The organism is Pseudomonas cistanchae (genome assembly GCF_054483635.1).
Genome location: NZ_JBTLWN010000002.1, coordinates 509,838 through 529,494, shown reverse-complemented (window position 1 = coordinate 529,494; position 19,657 = coordinate 509,838). Strand labels below are relative to the sequence as shown.

At 60.9% G+C, this 19,657-nt stretch carries 13 protein-coding genes; 6 read left to right on the top strand and 7 right to left on the bottom strand.

What is annotated here, in order from left to right; genetic code table 11:
* Positions 1-386: 386 nt before the first annotated feature.
* Complete coding sequence (gene uraH / locus ACX0MV_RS09320; RefSeq protein ID WP_458982213.1) at positions 387-740, top strand: hydroxyisourate hydrolase; 354 nt, start codon at positions 387-389, stop codon at positions 738-740.
* A gap of 336 nt (positions 741-1,076) precedes the next feature.
* On the opposite strand, the gene ACX0MV_RS09315 is transcribed toward uraH, so the two are convergent.
* A complete protein-coding gene (locus tag ACX0MV_RS09315) occupies positions 1,077-1,703 on the bottom strand; it encodes a LysE family translocator (protein WP_458982212.1) in 627 nt (208 codons plus the stop codon).
* A gap of 224 nt (positions 1,704-1,927) precedes the next feature.
* A complete protein-coding gene (locus ACX0MV_RS09310) occupies positions 1,928-3,277 on the bottom strand; it encodes an NCS2 family permease (RefSeq protein WP_458982211.1) in 1,350 nt (449 codons plus the stop codon).
* Between the two features lie 636 nt (positions 3,278-3,913).
* Between ACX0MV_RS09310 and ACX0MV_RS09305 the strand changes: the two genes are divergently transcribed.
* The gene (locus ACX0MV_RS09305; protein ID WP_458982210.1) at positions 3,914-4,681 is read left to right on the top strand and encodes a GntR family transcriptional regulator; all 768 of its coding nucleotides are present in this window, start codon (positions 3,914-3,916) and stop codon (positions 4,679-4,681) included.
* 183 nt (positions 4,682-4,864) lie between these two features.
* Here ACX0MV_RS09305 and guaD read toward each other — a convergent pair whose 3' ends face one another.
* From guaD to xdhA, 4 genes are all read right to left on the bottom strand, one after another.
* Complete coding sequence (gene guaD, locus ACX0MV_RS09300) at positions 4,865-6,172, bottom strand: guanine deaminase (protein WP_458982209.1); 1,308 nt, start codon at positions 6,170-6,172, stop codon at positions 4,865-4,867.
* Positions 6,173-6,276: 104 nt separating this feature from the next.
* Entirely contained in the window at positions 6,277-7,107 is an 831-nt protein-coding gene (xdhC, locus tag ACX0MV_RS09295) for a xanthine dehydrogenase accessory protein XdhC (protein WP_458982208.1), read from the bottom strand.
* A gap of 260 nt (positions 7,108-7,367) precedes the next feature.
* Complete coding sequence (gene xdhB, locus ACX0MV_RS09290) at positions 7,368-9,767, bottom strand: xanthine dehydrogenase molybdopterin binding subunit (RefSeq protein ID WP_458982207.1); 2,400 nt, start codon at positions 9,765-9,767, stop codon at positions 7,368-7,370.
* Positions 9,760-11,214, bottom strand: a complete 1,455-nt coding sequence (gene xdhA / locus ACX0MV_RS09285) for a xanthine dehydrogenase small subunit (RefSeq protein WP_458982206.1) — start codon at positions 11,212-11,214, stop codon at positions 9,760-9,762. The genes xdhB and xdhA overlap by 8 nt, the downstream gene beginning before the upstream one ends.
* 397 nt (positions 11,215-11,611) lie before the next feature.
* Here xdhA and ACX0MV_RS09280 point away from each other — a divergent pair, with 397 nt between their 5' ends.
* The 4 genes from ACX0MV_RS09280 to ligA all read left to right on the top strand — a co-directional run bounded on the left by ACX0MV_RS09280 (position 11,612) and on the right by ligA (position 19,225).
* A complete protein-coding gene (locus ACX0MV_RS09280; protein WP_458982205.1) occupies positions 11,612-12,271 on the top strand; it encodes a GntR family transcriptional regulator in 660 nt (219 codons plus the stop codon).
* Between the two features lie 12 nt (positions 12,272-12,283).
* On the top strand, positions 12,284-15,772 hold the full coding sequence (gene smc / locus ACX0MV_RS09275) for a chromosome segregation protein SMC (RefSeq protein ID WP_458982204.1): 3,489 nt from the start codon (positions 12,284-12,286) through the stop codon (positions 15,770-15,772).
* Positions 15,773-15,953: 181 nt separating this feature from the next.
* Positions 15,954-16,781: a cell division protein ZipA gene (gene zipA / locus ACX0MV_RS09270; RefSeq protein WP_458982203.1), complete on the top strand. Its 828-nt coding sequence runs from the start codon at positions 15,954-15,956 to the stop codon at positions 16,779-16,781.
* A gap of 59 nt (positions 16,782-16,840) precedes the next feature.
* Positions 16,841-19,225: an NAD-dependent DNA ligase LigA gene (ligA, locus tag ACX0MV_RS09265; protein WP_458982202.1), complete on the top strand. Its 2,385-nt coding sequence runs from the start codon at positions 16,841-16,843 to the stop codon at positions 19,223-19,225.
* 62 nt (positions 19,226-19,287) lie between these two features.
* On the opposite strand, the gene ACX0MV_RS09260 is transcribed toward ligA, so the two are convergent.
* A complete protein-coding gene (locus tag ACX0MV_RS09260; RefSeq protein ID WP_458982201.1) occupies positions 19,288-19,596 on the bottom strand; it encodes a TRL-like family protein in 309 nt (102 codons plus the stop codon).
* Positions 19,597-19,657: the final 61 nt, after the last annotated feature.

Sequence of the window (19,657 nt, the reverse complement as noted above, 5' to 3'; positions counted from 1 at the left end):
TTACGGTCAGCGCATCATTCTGCGAATCAGCTTGATACGTCCGTGATGAGCTAATTGTATACAAAATGATTTATGATTTGTAAATATAAAATTTCCTGTTTTCACCCGATTGTCACTGATAGCTTATTGAAGAGAACGCTCAAGGGTGCCCTATCAGCCCAGTGCTAAGCTGCTTTTCAAGGCTGAGGCCTTTATTGAGTGGTGCCTGGTGCGAGGGTTGAGAGATAATTATTGTGTACAAAAAAATATAAAAGTGTCTGATATTTTGTTTTTCGCGTGCTATGCTTCAGCAAGTCTAGGCTGACACAGCCTGAGTGTTGCTGAATTCACACGTAGAGGAGGTGCGGCATCTGCCCGACGTTAGGTCGCTCAGATGCCCATACAGGATGGGACGACTGACTACACATGTTCTGGATGCTGCGCACGGCTGCCCCGGTAGCGCGCTGAAAATCGAGTTGTACCGCGTCGAGGGCAATCAGATGGAATTGCTCACGACCGTCTCGACCAACCATGATGGCCGTTGTGATGCCCCGGTTTTGCAGGGCGAGGACTATCGCAGCGGCGTTTATCAGCTGCACTTCCATGCCGGCGACTATTACCGCGCCCGTGGCGTGACGCTGCCCGAGCCGGCGTTTCTGGATGTCGTGGTGCTGCGCTTCGGCATTGATGCCGGGCAGGACCACTACCATGTTCCTCTGCTGATTTCCCCTTACAGCTACTCCACCTACCGCGGTAGCTGATACGAATGCTTGTAACCGTCTGACTCAAAGCGAGTCCTTGGCCCGTCCACACTGCGGGCTTTTTTTTGCTTGCAATTTGCACAATGGCGTGACTATCGGTGCGCGGGGCGCACCCTACGGGGCCTGCCTTGTTAGGGTGCGCCGCGCGCACCAACATTGGCTGAACGACTGCGTGTGACCGGTTGGACTCAAGGCGAGTTTTGGGGTCGGTCCCCGTTGCGGGTTTCTTGCCTGTGATGTGCCGGGGCGGAGATGTGATCGGTGCGCATGGCGCACCCTACGGTGTATGCCTGGCTTGGTAGGGTCCGCCGCGCGCACCGGCTCTTAGGCAATGCCTCAACGACTCAGCAGCGACGCCGCCCCTGCGCCGCCAAACAACCCTGCGCTGATTCGGTTGAACCACACCTGCCCCTTGCCGGAGCGCAAATAACGCGCGGCACCCTGGGCGCTGAGGCCGTAGAACAGCTTGCAGCTCAGGTCGAGCACTGCCCAGGTCGCGATCATCACCAGCAACTGCCCAAGCATGGGCCGCTCGGCGCTGATGAACTGCGGTAGAAAAGCAGCGAAGAACAGGATGTCCTTGGGATTGCTGGCGCCAAGGCCGAAAGCTTTCCAGAACATGCTGCGAAAGCCCGGATTGACCGGCTGTTCCTCGGCACTCATCGGCTGCGCTGCCTGTCGCGAGGCCTGCCAGCTCTGCCAGGCGAGGTGGAACAGGTACAGCGCGCCGACGATCTTGAGCAGGCTGAACAGCTGTTCGGACGCCAGCAGCAGGGCTCCCAGGCCCAATGCCGATGCGCTGAGCAGGCAGATCGATGCCGACACGCCGCCGATAAACGCTGGTGCCGAGCGGCGCAAGCCGTAGTTCAGGCTGTTGCTGACCATCAGCAGCGACAGGGGGCCGGGGATAAGGATCACCACCAGGGCGGCGCTGCTGAACAGCAGCCAGGTTTCCAGATTCATTACGGATTCTCCAGATGTGGAAAGCCCCGACATGCTGCGCCGGGGCTAGGTGCTGCTTAAGCCATCTTCATTGCGCTTTGAAAGCGGAGCGAGTCGAAAGGCGCAGTGTACGACTGTACGTGAGCATTTGACTCGCTCCGCTCGCCCTTGCGGAGCGAGCTAAAGGACGTTCAGCTGCGTGAACCCGATGTCAGGGCCGCACAGCCGAACAAAGCGGCGTCCAGTTAGAGGAAGGCAAACTTGGCAATGAAAATGATGCACAGCACATAGAGGCTGAGCGACACCTTGTCGCGCTGGCCGGTCAGCAGCTTGAGCGTGGCGTAGGTTAGGAAGCCCAGTGCAATGCCGTTGGCGATCGAGAAGGTCAGCGGCATCATCACCACGGTGACGATCGCCGGGATGGTGTCGGTCAGGTCGTCCCAGTCGATATGGGCCATGCCGCTCATCATCAGCATTGCCACGTAGATCAACGCGCCTGCTGTGGCGTAGGCAGGAATCATCCCGGCCAGCGGGGCGAAGAACATCGCCGCGAGAAACAGCACGCCCACAGTGATCGCGGTCAGGCCGGTCCGGCCACCGGCGGCTACCCCAGAAGCGCTTTCAACGTAGCTGGTGACGGGCGGGCAGCCGACCATGGCACCGATGACGCTGGAGGTACTGTCGGCCTTGAGCGCCCTGGACAGGTTCTGGATCTTGCCTTCTTCGTCCACCAGGTTGGCGCGGTGTGCCACGCCCATCAGGGTGCCGGCGGTGTCGAACATGTTCACGAACAGGAACGCCAGGATCACGCTGACCATCGCAATGTTGAAGGCGCCGGCGATATCCATCGCCATAAAGGTCGGTGCCAGGCTTGGCGGCATGGAAACCAGGCCGTTGTATTCGACCAGGCCCAGGGCCCAGCCAATGGCGGTTACGCCAAGCATGCTGAACAGGATGGCGCCGAACACGTTGCGGTGGCTGAGCACGGCGATCAGCAGAAAGCAGATTGCCGCCAGCAGCGCGGTGGGTTCACCGAAGGAACCCATGGTCAGCAGCGTGGCCGGGCTGTCGACGACGATGCCGGCGGTTTTCAGGCCGATAAGCCCGAGGAAAAGACCAACCCCGGCGCCCATGGCGAAGCGCAGGCTCATGGGAATGCTGTTCAGCAGCCACTCGCGAATCCGCGACAGGCTCATCAGCATGAACAGAATGCCGGAGATGAACACCGCGCCCAGGGCGATCTGCCAGCTGTAACCCATCTCGCCGACCACGGTGTAGGTAAAGAACGCATTCAGGCCCATGCCCGGCGCCAGACCGACCGGCCAGTTAGCGTAGAGACCCATCAGGAAGCAGCCAAGCGCAGCGCCGATGCAGGTCGCAACGAAGGCCGCGCCGTGGTCGACACCGGCTGTGGCCATGATGTTGGGGTTGACGAAGATGATGTAGGCCATGGTGACGAAGGTCGTCAGGCCAGCCAGCATTTCGGTTTTGATGCTGGTGCGGTGCTCGGCAAGTTTGAAGAATCGGTCGAGCAAGCCTCTCCGTGCCAGTCCTTGGGTGTGAGTCGCCAATTGTTCTTGTTTAGCGCTTTCCACAGCAGGTACTCCTCTTTCTCTTGTTGTGTACCACCCAAACTGGTGCCCAAGGGCCCCTGGTTCTGTGCGAGGCGGGTGGTGTATGGGGTGTGCCTACTGGCTGGTTAGTTGACCGAGCGGTCAGAAAGCTACACTGTCGCGATTATGCGTTTGTATACAAAAAAAGCAAATAATGTTTTTCATGTTGGTGCAATAAATTGAGCTGGATTGTTGCTGTGCTAGTGATCAGCGTTTTTTTGCGAGCAACTTCTGGCTTGGTTATTTAAGTCTTTAAAATCAATAGTTTAAAATTATTCCGAGCAGCACGTCACGTTGGGCGCCTGCCTCTCGGCCGCTAGATTGAATCGTTATCGACTCAATCTCAGGCTTTATAGAAGGAATAAGTCCATCGATTTCGGGAGCCAATGGGCTGAGGTTGTGACGCATTACGGTGGGGTATTGAGAGAGCGCGGGTTAACTGCAGAACCTGCGCTACGCTGGCAGCGCTGTGGTGATTGTGTACAATGCCGCGGCTTTCCCTCTGTTTTAACCGCAACGCTTACCAGCCTGCGGGTAAACGCAGTAAAGTCGTGCAGCCATGCTTCACGCCGCAGCATTACCGCTGCCTGAATTAGCCGAACCTTTGATACGAGCCCAATGAACGAACAATTGCAGCCCCTCAAGAAGCAGCCGCGCGCCGCCAAGAGCAGTCGCAGCGGGACTCAGGACGATGTCGTGTACGCCCATATCTTCGACGCCATCCTCGAGCAGCGCCTGGCTCCGGGCACCAAGCTCAGCGAAGAGGCGTTGGGTGAAATCTTCGGCGTCAGTCGTACCATCATTCGCCGCGCTTTATCGCGCCTGGCCTATGAAGGTGTGGTGCTGTTGCGGCCAAACCGCGGTGCGGTGGTCGCCAGCCCCAGCGTCGAGGAGGCGCGGCAGATTTTCTACGCACGTCGCATGGTCGAGCGCGCCATCACTGAGCTGGCGGTCGAACATGCCACGGCCGAGCAGCTCGCCGAGTTGCGCCAGATGGTTGAGGACGAGCAGAGTAGCTTCTCCCGCGGCGACCGCGGCGCCGGCATTCGACTTTCTGGGGAGTTCCACCTGAAGCTGGCCGAGGCGTCGAAGAACGCACCGCTGGTCAGCTTTCAGCGCAGCCTGGTGTCGCAGACCTCGCTAATCATCGCCCAGTATGAAAGCGGCAATCGCTCGCACTGCTCCTACGATGAGCACAATCAGCTGATCGACGCCATCGAGGCGCGCGATTCGGCCAAGGCGGTCAGCCTGATGATGCATCACATGGACCACATCGACAGCAAGCTCAACCTCGACGAGGAGAGCGCTTCCGATGATCTGCACGCTGTGTTCTCGCACCTGCTGCAAACCAAGAAAAAGTCGGGACGCAACGCCGCCAATCGCTGATCCCTGCGCTGCAAAACAAAGCCCCGATGCGCGAGCCTCGGGGCTTTTTTGTTGGCGGCGAGTGGATGCCGGTAGCCGGGTGAACTCAGGGGGTGATCTGCTTGTAGGGTGCGCCGCGCGCACCAATGCGGCGGTGGATGGCTGGTGCGCACGGCGCACCCTACGTAGGCTCGCACCTTACGACTAGGCTTCGCGCTTGTGGACAGACTGACCGGCGGCGAAGGTTTCTTTCACGGCGCGGTCGCCGCCGAGCATGGTCAGGGCGAAGAGTCGTTCGTCCAGGGTCTTGGCCTGCTGCATGCGGTAGCTGATCAGCGGCGTGGCGTTGTAGTCGAGCACCACGAAGTCGGCATCTTTGCCACTCTCGAAATTGCCGATCATGTCATCCAGGTACAGCGCATTGGCGCCGCCGAGGGTGGCCAGGTACAGCGACTTGAACGGGTCGAGCTTCTTGCCCTGCAGTTGCATGACCTTGTACGCCTCGTTTAGCGATTGCAGCTGGCTGAAGCTGGTGCCGGCACCCACGTCGGTGCCAAGGCCGACGCGCACGCCGTACTCTTCCAGCTTGTTCAGGTCGAACAGGCCGCTGCCGAGGAACAGGTTGGAGGTCGGGCAGAAGGCCACCGCCGAGCCGGTTTCGGCCAGGCGTTTGCACTCGTCGTCGCACAGGTGCACGCCATGGGCGAACACCGAGCGTGCGCCGATCAACTTGTAGTGGTCGTACACATCCAGATAGCCGCTGCGCTCAGGGAACAGTGCTTTTACCCATTCGATTTCCTTGCGGTTCTCGGACAGGTGAGTGTGCATATACAGGTCCGGGTACTCTTGATAAAGCTTGCCGGCCAGGGTCAGTTGCTCCGGCGTGCTGGTCGGCGCGAAACGTGGAGTGACGGCGTAATGCAGGCGGCCTTTGCCATGCCAGCGCTCGACCAGTTCCTTGCTGTCGGCATAGCCCGAATCGGCGGTGTCGGTGAGCGCGTCCGGCGCATTACGGTCCATCAGCACCTTGCCGGCGATCATGCGCAGGTTCAGCGCTTCGGCGGCTTCGAAGAAGGCGTCCACCGATTGCTTGTGCACCGTGCCGAATACCAGCGCGGTGGTGGTGCCGTTGCGCAGCAGCTCTTTCAGGAAGATGCCCGCCACGTCACTTGCATGGGCTTTGTCGGCAAACTGCTGCTCGGTGGGGAAGGTGTAGGTGTTCAGCCAATCCAGCAATTGCTCGCCGTAGGAGGCGATCATCCCGGTTTGCGGGTAGTGAATATGGGTGTCGATAAAACCGGGGGTGATCAGCGCGTCGCGGTACTCGGTGATTTCCACGCCCTTGAGGCTGGGCAGCAGGTCGGCGGCGTGGCCGACTTTGGCCACCAGACCGTTCTCGATAACCAGCACACCGTCTTCGAAATATTCATAGGACTGCTCGACGCCGACTACGGCAGGGTCGGCAATGCTGTGCAGGATGGCGGCGCGGTAGGCTTTGATAGTGGTAGTCATCTAGTGCATCTCAATCATGCGTAGGGTGCGCCGTGCGCACCGAGGGGATAGGGTGGTGCGCATGGCCTAGGCGGCCCCGCGCACCCTACGAGCCGCAGCTCGTATCAAGACCGCCGCGAGGCGGGGATTAGCTTGGCGACGCTGCTTTCGCCTTTTTTCACGTCCTGGCCAAAGGCTGCGTTGTAGGTGGCGATCACCTCGCCGGCGATGGACACGGCGATTTCGACGGGCAGCTTGCCTTTGACGTCCGCCAGTCCCATGGGGCAGCGCATCCGTGCGACCAGTGCGGGGTCGAAGCCGCGATCCCGCAGGCGGTGTTCGAACTTGACGCGCTTGGTCTGCGAACCGATCAGGCCGTAATAGGCGAAATCGTTGCGCTTGAGAATCGCCGCGGTCAGTTCCAGGTCGAGCTGGTGATTGTGGGTCATGACGATGAAGTAACTGCCAGACGGCATGCGCTCGACTTCGTCGATCACGTCCTCGTTAATTATCTTTTCCACCCCGGCAGGCATCTGCTCGGGAAATTCGTTCTCCCGCGAATCGATCCACCGGACCTTGCACGGCAGGCTGGCGAGCAGCGGCACCAGGGCTCGGCCGACGTGGCCAGCGCCGAACACGGCGATGTGCGCCTGCGGTTGGCCCATGGGTTCGAACAGCAAAACGGTGGCACCGCCACAGCATTGGCCCAGGCTTGCGCCCAGGCTGAAACGCTCAAGACGGGTATCCTGGCTGCGGCTGCTGAGCATCTCGCGGGCCAGCTCCATCGCCCTGTATTCCAGATGACCGCCACCGATGGTTTCGAAAATGCGCTCGGCGGTGACCACCATTTTCGAGCCAGCATTGCGCGGGGTTGAGCCGCGTTCTTCGATGATGGTCACCAGCACGCACGGCTGACCTTGCTGCTGCAGTTCGGCGAGGGCGCTGATCCAGCTCATTTGCTCAGCCTCCAGGTAGGTGGCAGCTGTCCGGGGCGCGGCAGGCGCCAGTTGCTCGGCGACGGGTCCAGTATCGGGACCGGAATTGGTCTCGGTGTTTGCGGTTTCGTTTCGGTGTGTTTTGTCATTGTTGTACACCTGCTTTGTTCTTCATTCGCGCCTCTGGTGGACAACGCGTCGCGGTTGTCCACCCTACGAAACTTCGTAGGGTGGATCGGGCGCGTAGCTGTCGTGCAGCACATTCACCAAGGTGGTTGGCGTTACGCCGGTTCAACTTCTGCAGCGGCAGCCGACTTGGCGGTTTGCTGGAGTTTCTTCATCTGTTCCACACCCCAGAGCACGCGCTCCGGGGTTGCCGGTGCGTCGATATTCGGCTGTACGCGGTAGTCAGCCAGGCTGGCGACCGCATCCTTGATCGCACACCAGACCGCGATGCCGAGCATGAATGGTGGCTCACCCACGGCTTTGGAATGGAACACCGTGTCTTCCGGGTTCTTGCGGTTTTCCACCAGCTTGACCCGCAGGTCGAGCGGCATGTCGGCGATGGCCGGGATCTTGTAGCTGGCCGGGCCGTTGGTCATCAGCTTGCCTTTGGCGTTCCACACCAGCTCTTCCATGGTCAGCCAGCCCATGCCCTGAACGAAGGCGCCTTCCACCTGGCCGATATCGATGGCCGGGTTAAGCGAGGCACCGACGTCGTGCAGGATGTCGGTGCGCAGCATCTTGTATTCGCCGGTCAGGGTGTCGACCAGCACCTCCGCGCAGGCAGCGCCGTAGGCGAAGTAGTAGAACGGCCGGCCGGCAGCCTTGGAGCGGTCATAGAAAATCTTCGGCGTGCGGTAGAAGCCGGTGCTGGAGAGCGACACCTGATTGAAATAGGCCTGCTGGATCACCTCTTCGAAGGAGAAGAAGTGCTCGCGCACCCGCACCTGGCCGTTGCGGAACTCGACATCTTCCGGAGTGACCTTGTGCTCGCGCACCAGGAAATCAACCAGGCGCTGCTTGAGGGTTTCGGCAGCATTCTGCGCGGCCTTGCCGTTCAGGTCGGCACCTGAGGACGCGGCGGTCGGCGAGGTATTCGGCACCTTGTCGGTATTGGTCGCGGTGATCTGGATGCGCGAAATGTCGACCTGCAGCACCTCGGCGACGATCTGCGCCACCTTGGTGTTGAGGCCCTGACCCATCTCCGTGCCGCCATGGTTCAGGTGGATCGAGCCGTCGGTGTAGATATGGATCAGCGCACCGGCCTGGTTGAGGAAAGTGGCGGTAAAGCTGATGCCGAATTTCACCGGCGTCAGCGCCAGGCCTTTCTTCAACACTGGGCTTTTACTGTTGAAATCAATAATTTCACGGCGGCGCTTGGCGTACTCGCTGCTGGCTTCCAGTTCGGCGGTCATCTCGTGGATGACGTTGTGCTCGACGGTCTGGTGGTAGTGGGTGACGTTGCGCTCGGTCTTGCCGTAATAGTTGCGCTTGCGTACGTCCAGCGGGTCCTTGCCCAGGGTGCGGGCGACGTGGTCCATCACTTGTTCGATGGCAACCATTCCCTGCGGGCCGCCGAAACCGCGGTAGGCGGTGTTGGATGCGGTGTTGGTCTTGCAGCGATGACCATTGATGGTGGCATTGCCGAGGAAGTAGGCGTTGTCGGAGTGGAACATCGCCCGGTCGACGATCGAGCCGGACAGGTCCGGCGAGTAGCCACAGTTGCCGGCCAGTTCCATCTGGATACCGTGCAGCAGACCATCGTCGTCGAAGCCGACATCGTATTCGACGAAGAACGGATGGCGCTTGCCGGTCATCTGCATGTCTTCGACGCGCGGCAGGCGCATCTTGGTCGGCCGGCCGGTGAGGTGTGCGATTACCGCGCACAGGCAAGCCGGGCCCGCCGCCTGGGTTTCTTTGCCGCCAAAACCGCCACCCATGCGGCGCATGTCGATGACGATCTTGTGCATCGGTACGCCAAGTACTTCGGCCACCAGTTTCTGCACTTCGGTGGCGTTCTGTGTCGAGGTGTAAACGAGCATGCCGCCGTCTTCAGTCGGCATCACCGAGGAGATCTGCGTCTCCAGGTAGAAATGCTCCTGGCCGCCGATGTGCAGCTTGCCCTGCAGGCGACGCGGTGCGGTGGCCAGCGCTGCATCGGAATCGCCGATCTTGTGCTGGTGGCTGTCGAGCACGAAATGCTTCTTGCGCAGCGCGTCTTCGACGTCCAGCACCGGCTCCAGGTCTTCATATTCGATGACCGCTGCCATGGCCGCCTTGCGCGCGGTTTCCAGGCTGTCGGCGCCGACCGCGATCACTACCTGGCCGACGTATTCGACCTTGCCATCCGCCAGCAATGGGTCGCCCGCAACTACCGGGCCGATGTCCAGCTGGCCGGGTACGTCCTTGCTGGTAATGGCAATGGCCACGCCCGGGATGGCGTAGCAGGGCGCGGTGTCGATGCTGACGATGCGTGCATGGGCGCGGTCGCTCATGCGGGCATAGACGTGCAGCTGATTGGGAAACTCGAGGCGATCGTCCACATAAGTGGCTTCGCCAGAAACATGTTTATCGGCACTGTCGTGCTTGACGCTACGGCCTACACCCGTGGTGATTTCGGCACGGAACAGTGCGGCCAGTTCGGCCTGGGTTTTCTGCAGTTTGGGATGGCTAGACATACGCGGTCACCCGTGTTTCGACTTCGGGAGCTTGCAGCTCGAGGAAGAATTTACGCAGGAGGTTCTGCGCGATGAGCAGGCGGTATTCCTTGCTGGCGCGGAAATCGCTAAGCGGTGTGAAATCCTCGGCCAGCGCGGCGCAGGCGCGTTCGATCACCCCTGGATACCAGGCGGCGCCGTTCAGCGCGGCTTCGCAGGCTGCGGCACGTTTCGGGATGGCGGCCATACCGCCGAAGGCGATGCGTGCGCTTTGCACCACGCCGTCTTCTACCACCAGGTTGAACGCGGCGCAGACGGCGGAAATATCATCGTCCAGGCGTTTAGACACCTTGTAAGCGCGGAACGCCTGGTTGCCTTTAGGGCGCGGCACGATGATTTTCTCGATGAACTCGGCTTCCTGGCGGGCAGTTACCTTGTAATCGAGGAAATAGTCTTCGAGTGGCAGGGTGCGGCTGGTGGCGCCTTTGCGCAGCACGATCTGTGCGCCGAGGGCGATCAGCAGCGGCGGGGCGTCGCCAATCGGCGAGGCGTTGCCGATATTGCCACCCAGGGTGCCCTGGTTGCGGATCTGCAGGGAAGCAAAGCGGTGCAACAGCTCGCCGAAATCCGCGTAGTCGTTGGCCAGCGCCGTGTAGCAGTCGGTCAGCGAGGTGGCCGCGCCGATTTCGATAGTGTCGGCGGTGACCTCCACGCGCTTCATGGATTCGATATGGCCGACATAGATCATCACCGGCAGTTCGCGGTGGAACTGGGTGACTTCCAGGGCCAGGTCGGTACCGCCAGCGAGCAGGCGTGCTTCGGGATTGGCCGCGTAGATATCGGCCAGGTCGGCGACGGTCAGTGGCAGCAGGCAGCGCTTGTCACCGCTGTTCAGCTCGGCAGTTTCACGCGGCACCATGGTTTTCAGCAGGGCGACGGTTTCGGCTTCGGCGGCGTCGAACTGGTCGGGTTGCTGCTGGCAGCAGGCTTGTTCGGCGGCATCGATGATCGGACGGTAACCGGTGCAGCGGCAGAGGTTGCCGGCAAGGGCTTCTAGGGTGTCAGCCTTGTCGAAACCGCTGTTGCCCGGCGCGGCCTGGCCTTTCTGCAGGGCGAACAGCGACATGACGAAGCCGGGCGTGCAGAAGCCGCATTGCGAGCCATGGCAGTCGACCATGGCCTGTTGCACGCTGTGCAGCTTGCCCTGATGCTTGAGGTCTTCAACAGTGATCAGCTGTTTGCCGTGCAGGGAGGAGACGAAGGTCAGGCATGAGTTGAGCGTACGGTAGCGGATGCGCTCGCCATCCAGTTCGCCGACCACCACGGTGCAGGCACCACAGTCACCCGAGGCGCAGCCTTCTTTGGTTCCGGTTTTGCCAACATGCTCACGCAAGTAATTGAGCACGGTGACATTAGGGTCGAGTCGCTGCTCAGTGCGCAGCTCCCGGTTGAGTAAAAACTGGATCAAGGACGACCTCCAGGCATTTTATTGTTCTTACGAGAGGCTCGTATCAGGCGCTGTTGAACAACGGCACATTAAGTGCGGCGCTTTGGCACGGCTCGGCATGGAGCAAATCTAGAGTTTTCTGACTTTAGGGTCAACAAATATTTGACTCGCTGGTCAGACGTTTGTCATGCGATTCGGTTATGAGCGCAAAAAACACCTGGGACTTGGCTAAACGCTAGCTGCTTTTAGGCTTCGCGCTTCTCTATTGCGGCCGTCGGGTTAAGTGATTCAGCGTTAATACAGCGCGGGTTCGGGAGCCCGCTGTCGATGATGCGCTGACGCGCGCCATCTTCCTGGCCAGGGCTGGCCCTGTGCTACACTCGCGCCCCCCGCGTTCTGCACGATTCGAAGGAAAACCATGACGTTCCAGGTCCCTGGCAGCCTCGCTGAGCAGATCGCTCATCACCTCGCTGAACGCATCATCCGTGGGGAACTGAAGGAACGTGAGCGCATCCAGGAGCAGAAAGTCACCCAGTCGCTGAATGTCAGCCGTGGCTCGGTGCGCGAGGCTTTGCTGATTCTCGAACGCCGCCACCTGATCGTCATTCCGCCGCGCCGCGGAGCCCAGGTTGCCGAGTTGACCGCCCACAACGTGAAAAGCCTGTATGCCTTGGTGGTCGAGCTGTACATCCTGCTCGGCAAATCGGTAGCCGACGGTTGGCGCATCGAGGCCGACCTGGCGCCCTTTGTGGCAATCCAGGCGCGTCTGCAGGACAGCCTGCAGCAGGATGACATCAACGCCTTCGTCGAAAACACCTTTGACATCATGCGAGCCGCTTTTCCGTTCTCCAACAATCCGTACCTGCACGAAACCGTCGAGAACCTGCTGCCGGCCATCAGCCGCACCTATCACCTGGCGCTGGAGCGGCGCAGAAGCGAGATGGGTCAGTTCATCAATACCTTTGCCGAACTGCTGCAGGCGATCATCGCCCGCGATCATCCCGGTATTCGCCGAGTCCTTCTTGGCTATGGCGACCACAATTGCCAGTTGGTACTTGCGGCGTTGGCCGAACGCTAAGGAAGGCTGTCCATGCGGCTCAAGTGCATCAAGCTTGCCGGTTTCAAATCATTCGTCGATCCAACCACGGTCAATTTTCCGAGCAACATGGCAGCAGTGGTCGGGCCCAATGGCTGCGGCAAGTCGAACATCATCGACGCCGTGCGCTGGGTGATGGGCGAGAGCTCGGCGAAGAACCTGCGCGGCGAGTCGATGACCGATGTCATCTTCAATGGCTCCAATACGCGCAAGCCGGTGACCCAAGCCAGCATTGAGCTGATCTTCGACAACTCCGACGGCACCCTGACTGGCGAGTACGCCGGCTACAACGAGATTTCCATTCGCCGCCGGGTCACCCGCGACAGTCAGAACACCTATTTCCTTAACGGCACCAAGTGCCGCCGCCGCGACATCACCGATATCTTCCTAGGCACCGGCCTGGGCCCGCGCAGCTACTCGATCATCGAGCAGGGCATGATCAGCAAGCTGATCGAAGCCAAACCCGAAGACCTGCGCAACTTTATCGAGGAGGCGGCGGGCATCTCCAAATACAAGGAGCGCCGTCGCGAGACCGAGAACCGCATCCGCCGGACCCACGAGAACCTGGCGCGCTTGAGCGATCTGCGCGAAGAGCTAGAGCGCCAGCTGGAACGCCTGCATCGCCAGGCTCAGGCGGCGGAGAAGTATCAGGAATACAAGGCCGAGGAGCGTCAGCTCAAGGCGCAGCTCACCGCACTGCGCTGGCAGGCGCTGAACGAGCAGGTCGGCCAGCGCGAAGCGGTTATCGGCAACCAGGAGATCAGCTTCGAAGCGCTGGTAGCCGAGCAGCGCAACGCCGATGCCAGCATCGAGCGCCTGCGCGACGGCCATCACGAGTTGTCCGAACGCTTCAACCTGGTGCAGGGCCGCTTCTATTCGGTGGGTGGCGACATTGCCCGGGTCGAACAGAGCATCCAGCACGGCCAGCAGCGCTTGCGTCAGTTGCAGGACGATTTGCGTGAAGCCGAACGCGCGCGCCTGGAAACCGAGTCGCACCTGGGCCACGACCGCACGTTGCTGGTGACCCTGGGCGAAGAACTGGCCATGCTCGAACCCGAGCAGGAGCTTTCCGCGGCCGCGGCGGAGGAGTCGGCTGCCGGGCTGGAGGAATCTGAAACCGCCATGCATGGCTGGCAGGAACAGTGGGATGGCTTCAACCAACGCAGCGCCGAGCCGCGGCGTCAGGCTGAGGTGCAGCAATCGCGGATCGCCCAGTTGGAGCAGAGCCTGGAACGCCTGGCCGAGCGCCAGCGCCGCCTGACGGATGAGCTGCAGCAATTGGCGGCCGATCCGGAAGACGCCGCGATTCTCGAACTGGGCGAGCAGATCGCCGCGACCGAATTGAGCCTCGATGATCAGCAGCTCGCTGAAGAACAACAGGCCGAGCGTTTGCAGCAGCTGCGCAACGATCTGCAGCACGCCGGCCAGGCCCAGCAACAGGCGCAGGGCGAGCTGCAACGCCTGAATGGTCGCCTGGCCTCGCTCGAAGCGTTACAGCAGGCCGCGCTCGATCCGGGCAAGGGCGCGGGCGACTGGCTGCGCGAACAACGACTCAGCGAGCGCCCGCGCCTGGCCGAAGGCCTGCGGGTCGAGGCGGGGTGGGAGTTGGCGGTGGAAGCCGTGCTGGGTGCCGATCTGCAGGCGGTGTTGCTGGATGATTTTGCGGGCCTCGATTTTGCCAGCCTGGGCCAGGGTGAACTGCGTCTGGCCAGTGCAGGCAGGAGTGGCGTGCGCAGCGCCGGCAGTTTGCTGGACAAGGTCGAATCGAGCGTCGACCTGGCGCCCTGGCTGGCCAAGGTCAAGCCAGTGGACACACTGGATGACGCCCTGGCGGTGCGGTCGTCTCTGGCAGACGGGGAAAGCCTGATCAGCCGAGACGGCTATTGGGTCGGCCGGCATTTTCTGCGGGTGCGTCGCGCCAGTGAAGCGGAAAACGGCGTTCTGGCCCGCGGTCAGGAGCTGGAGCGTCTGGGGCTGGAGCGCGAGGAGCGCGAGGCAGCCTTGGCGCTGCTCGACGAGCGCCTGCTGACGCTGCGCGAAACCCAGCGGCAGCAGGAAGAATTGCGCGAACAACAGCGGCGTCAGTCGCAGGACCTTGCGCGGCGCCTGGGCGAGCTGAAGGCGCAACTGTCCGCGGGGCAAGCCAAGGTCGAACAGCTGACCCTGCGCCGGCATCGTCTGGATAGCGAACTGCTGGAGCTGAACGATCAACGCGAACTCGAACGCGAACAGCTCGGCGAGTCGCGCTTGCAGCTGCAGGATGCCGTGGACGCCATGGCACTGGATAACGAACAGCGCGAAAGCCTGCTGGCGGCCCGAGACGCCCTGCGTGAACGGCTCGACCGGGTGCGCCAGGAGGCACGTCAGCACAAGGACCACGCTCACCAGCTGGCGGTGCGCATGGGCTCGCTGAGGGCGCAGCATGACTCCACCCGTCAGGCCCTTGAGCGCCTGGAACTGCAGGCCGAACGCCTGCACGAAAAGCGCGAGCAACTCGACCTCAACCTGGAGGAAGGTGAGGCACCGCTGGAGGAGTTGCGTCTCAAGCTGGAGGAGCTGCTCGACAAGCGCATGGGCGTGGAAGACGAGCTCAAGCTCGCGCGCCTGGCCCTGGAAGACGCCGACCGCGAATTGCGCGACGCGGAAAAACGCCGTACCCAGGCCGAGCAGCAGGCACAGCTGTTGCGCGGTCAGCTTGAGCAGCAGCGCATGGAGTGGCAGTCGCTGACCGTTCGCCGTAAAGCTCTGCAGGATCAGTTGCTCGAAGACAACTATGACCTGCACGGCGTGCTCGCCACGCTGCCGGGCGAGTCCAGCGAACGTGCCTGGGAGGAAGAACTGGAGCGCCTGGCGGCGCGGATCCAGCGCCTGGGCCCGATCAACCTGGCGGCCATCGATGAATACCAGCAGCAATCCGAGCGCAAGCGCTACCTGGATGCGCAGAACGCCGACTTGGTCGAGGCGCTGGATACCCTGGAAAACGTGATACGCAAGATCGACAAGGAAACCCGCAACCGTTTCAAGGAAACCTTCGATCAGATCAACGGCGGATTGCAGGCCCTGTTTCCAAAAGTATTCGGTGGTGGCAACGCTTATTTGGAACTCACCGGCGAAGATCTACTCGATACCGGTGTAACTATCATGGCGCGGCCACCGGGCAAGAAGAACAGCACCATCCATTTGCTCTCGGGCGGGGAAAAAGCATTGACCGCCCTGGCGCTGGTATTTGCGATTTTCCAGCTCAATCCGGCGCCGTTCTGCATGCTCGATGAGGTCGATGCGCCGTTGGATGACGCGAACGTCGGTCGCTATGCGCGACTGGTGAAAGAAATGTCGGAAAAGGTCCAGTTCATCTACATCACCCATAACAAGATCGCCATGGAAATGGCCGATCAGCTGATGGGGGTCACCATGCACGAACCCGGTTGTTCCCGTTTGGTTGCAGTTGACGTGGAAGAGGCGCTGGCGCTGGTTGAATCATGATGAGCGGGACTGTGTAAAGTTGCCTTTCGTCGTGCTAGCTTAATGCCCACTGTTTATGGACGTGGCGCTTAATCTGGGGAAATACCAGTCAGAACATAGAGTTGGCGACACGTTAAAGAATTAGCGAAGCATGGGCAGGATGCCCTGAGTTCATACAATTTATTAGGGGTTAAGGTATTTCATGGAATTCGGTCTGCGTGAGTGGCTGATCGTCATCGGCATTATTGTGATCGCTGGCATCCTGTTCGATGGCTGGCGGCGAATGCGAGGCGGTAAAGGCAAACTCAAGTTCAAACTTGATCGCAGTTTCGCCAATTTGCCGGACGATGACAGCGATCCCGATCTGCTCAGCCAGCCGCGGGTTATCGACCGCAGTCACGAGCCGTCGCTGGATGAAGAAGACCTGCCATCGATGAGCGCCCGCGAGCTGAACCGTCGCCGCTCGGGCGAGCCGCAGCAGGGCGACCTGAATCTGGGCCTCGATGAACCGGTGCCGACCTTGCTCAACCCGGTCGACGAAGGCAATTCGGATACCGCTGAAAACACCGGCAAAGCCAGCAGCAAAGAGCTGCCTCCTGTCGAAGAAGTACTGGTGATCAACGTAATCGCCCGCGACGGTGAAGGCTTCAAGGGTCCGGCACTGCTGCAGAACATTCTGGAAAGCGGCCTGCGCTTCGGCGAGATGGACATCTTCCACCGGCACGAGAGCATGGCCGGCAATGGCGAAGTGTTGTTTTCGATGGCCAATGCGCTCAAGCCAGGCACCTTCGATCTGGACGATATCGAGGGTTTCAGCACCCGCGCGGTGAGTTTCTTCCTCGGCTTGCCGGGGCCGCGTCATCCCAAGCAGGCGTTCGATGTGATGGTGGCTGCCGCACGCAAATTGGCCCACGAGCTCAATGGCGAATTGAAGGATGACCAGCGCAGCGTGATGACGGCACAAACTATTGAGCATTACCGTCAGCGCATCGTTGAATACGAGCGCAAGCAGCTGACCAACAAGCGCTGAATCAATAGGTGAAAGAAAGAGCAGCTGAGGCTGCTCTTTTCGTTTGAGAGAGTCCCGCAATGACCGACAGCACCATCGCCGCCCAACGCATCCTTGAGCTGCGCGCCGAACTGGACGTGCACAATTACCGGTATCACGTGCTCGATGAACCGAGCATTCCGGACGTTGAATACGACCGCCTGTTCCATGAGCTCAAGGGGCTGGAAAGCGAAAATCCCCACTTGGTGACGCCGGATTCACCGACCCAGCGGGTAGGCAACCTGGCGCTTTCGGCATTCGGCGAGGTCAAGCATGAAGTGCCAATGCTCAGCCTGGGCAACGCCTTCGAAGAAAGCGACCTGCTGGATTTCGACCGCCGGGTGCGCGAAGGCCTGGATCTGCCGGCCGGCGATCTGTTTGGCGACGGCGCCGAAGTCGAGTACAGCTGCGAGCCCAAGCTCGATGGCCTGGCAGTCAGCCTGCTGTACCGCGGCGGATTGCTGGTGCGCGGCGCGACCCGGGGTGATGGCAGCACCGGTGAAGACATCAGCGTCAACGTGCGCACCATTCGCAACGTACCGCTTAAGTTGCAGGGCACCGGCTGGCCTGGCGTGCTGGAAGTACGAGGCGAAGTCTTTATCTCCAAGGCCGGCTTCGAGGCGCTGAATGCGCGGCAACTGGAGAACGGTGGGAAAACCTTTGCCAACCCGCGCAACGCCGCAGCGGGAAGCCTGCGCCAGCTGGACTCTAGGATCACCGCGAGCCGCCCACTGGAGTTCTGCTGTTACGGCATTGGCCAGGTGCAGGGTGAATTGCCGCCTACCCATACCGGCATTCTGGAGGCGCTGAAAGCCTGGGGTATGCCGATCAGTCGCGAGTTGAAACTGGCAAAGGGCGCGGCCGAATGCCTGGATTATTACCGCAGCATCGGCGAGCGCCGCGCAGCGCTTGCTTATGAGATCGACGGCGTGGTGTTCAAGGTCAACAACCTGGCCTCGCAGCGTGAGCTGGGGTTCCGCGCCCGCGAGCCGCGCTGGGCGATTGCCCATAAGTTTCCGGCGATGGAGGAGCTGACCGAACTGCTTGATGTCGAATTTCAGGTCGGCCGCACGGGCGCTGTCACACCGGTGGCACGGTTGAAGCCGGTCAAGGTGGCGGGTGTCACCGTTGCCAACGCGACCTTGCACAACATGGACGAGGTCGCCCGTCTGGGCCTGATGATCGGTGATACGGTGATCATCAGGCGTGCAGGCGACGTAATTCCGCAGGTGGTACAAGTCGTCACCGAGCGCCGTCCGACCGATGCGCGGGCAGTTCAGGTTCCCGAAAGCTGCCCAGTATGCGGCTCGCATGTCGAGCGCACGCAGTTGGTCAAGCGCAGCAAGGGGCGGGAATCCTTCAGCGAGGGCTCCATCTATCGCTGCGTAGGCCGCCTGGCCTGCGCAGCGCAGCTCAAGCAGGCGATCATTCATTTCGTCTCGCGCCGGGCTATGGATATCGAGGGGCTGGGGGAGAAGAGCGTCGAGCAACTGGTCGACGAAGGGTTGGTAAATTCGCCTGCCGATCTCTATCTGCTTACCTTCGAACAGATTGTTGGCCTTGAAGGCTTTGCCGAGCTTTCGACCAGGAATCTGTTGGCCGCCATCGCCGACAGCCGTCAACCAAGCCTGGCGCGCTTTATCTATGCCCTCGGCATCCCGGATGTTGGCGAGGAAACGGCCAAGCTCTTGGCGCGCGCGCTCGGTTCGCTCAAGCGTATCGAACAGGCATTGCCGCAAGTCTTGATCTACCTGCCCGATGTGGGCCTGGAAGTCGCCCACGAGATCCACAGTTTTTTCGAAGACGCGCACAACCGCACGGTGATCGCCCAGTTGTTGCAGCGTGGCCTGGTGCTGCAGGAAGAAGGCGAAGTGCACGCGGAGTTTGCGGCCTGCGCCAGCCTGGCCGGTTTTATCGACCAGCTAAACATTGCCGGTATCGCCAGTACCGGTGCGAAGAAGCTTGCGGAAAAGGTCGACAGTCTCGATGGCCTGATCGCACTGAGCCAGGACTGGCTCGAACTCAGCGTGATGAAGGGTCTTAACGAGCGCGCCAAGCAGGCACTGCGCGAATTCTTCGCGGTACAGGAAAACATCGACCTCGCCCGTGCCGTCGAAGCGCAGCTGCGCGAGTTCGGCATGCACTGGCAGAGCGAGAAGAAAGCTGTAGCGGGCCTGCCGCTGGCTGGGCAAACCTGGGTGCTGACTGGCAGCCTGGAGGTCATGAGCCGCGATCAGGCCAAGGACTATCTGGAGGGCTTGGGTGCGAAGGTGGCGGGCTCAGTGTCGGCCAAGACCAGTTGCGTGGTGGCTGGCCCTGGGGCCGGTTCGAAGCTGAGCAAGGCCGGCGAGCTGGGCGTTCGGGTCATGGATGAGGCGGAGTTTCTGGCGGCCCTTGCGGGCTATGGCGTGCAGCTGAACAGCTAGGTGGGGCAAAGCGCATGGACTGGCCCGGGCTGCGCCGGGACCAGTCGATCAGGCGCGGTAACTTAGTTGCCGGTTACGCTCACGCAGGTCTCGCCGAAGAACGGGTAGAAGCCTTTGGTGTGGTAATCGGCGGAGGCCACGGTGGAGATGCCGCCGTTTGCCTTGGCAGCTTCGATCGAGGCGTCGCCTTTGTTGATCAGGCCGATGATGGTGGTGGCGCACGAAGTGCCAGTCTTATTGCCTTGAGCGGTGGTGGCGGTGATCGGACCTTTAACGTCGGTGATCAAGCCAACGCCAACTGGGGACAGACCAGTGGCGCAACCAGTCAGCAGGGCAACCAGGCCAGCAGCAACAGCAATTTTCTTCAACATGATGCATTCCTTTTATGGGCTTATCCGTAAGCAGCTTCGCCAACCTAGGCAAAGCGCGCGC

Coding starts and splice junctions, on each gene's coding strand:
- xdhC (WP_458982208.1), bottom strand. CDS start 7,107: ATGAGCTGGATCAGCGCCCTCGCCGAACTGCAGCAGCAAGGTCAGCCG.
- guaD (WP_458982209.1), bottom strand. CDS start 6,172: ATGACTACCACTATCAAAGCCTACCGCGCCGCCATCCTGCACAGCATT.
- uraH (WP_458982213.1), top strand. CDS start 387: ATGGGACGACTGACTACACATGTTCTGGATGCTGCGCACGGCTGCCCC.
- zipA (WP_458982203.1), top strand. CDS start 15,954: ATGGAATTCGGTCTGCGTGAGTGGCTGATCGTCATCGGCATTATTGTG.
- smc (WP_458982204.1), top strand. CDS start 12,284: ATGCGGCTCAAGTGCATCAAGCTTGCCGGTTTCAAATCATTCGTCGAT.
- ACX0MV_RS09260 (WP_458982201.1), bottom strand. CDS start 19,596: ATGTTGAAGAAAATTGCTGTTGCTGCTGGCCTGGTTGCCCTGCTGACT.
- ACX0MV_RS09305 (WP_458982210.1), top strand. CDS start 3,914: ATGAACGAACAATTGCAGCCCCTCAAGAAGCAGCCGCGCGCCGCCAAG.
- xdhB (WP_458982207.1), bottom strand. CDS start 9,767: ATGTCTAGCCATCCCAAACTGCAGAAAACCCAGGCCGAACTGGCCGCA.
- ACX0MV_RS09280 (WP_458982205.1), top strand. CDS start 11,612: ATGACGTTCCAGGTCCCTGGCAGCCTCGCTGAGCAGATCGCTCATCAC.
- ACX0MV_RS09315 (WP_458982212.1), bottom strand. CDS start 1,703: ATGAATCTGGAAACCTGGCTGCTGTTCAGCAGCGCCGCCCTGGTGGTG.
- ligA (WP_458982202.1), top strand. CDS start 16,841: ATGACCGACAGCACCATCGCCGCCCAACGCATCCTTGAGCTGCGCGCC.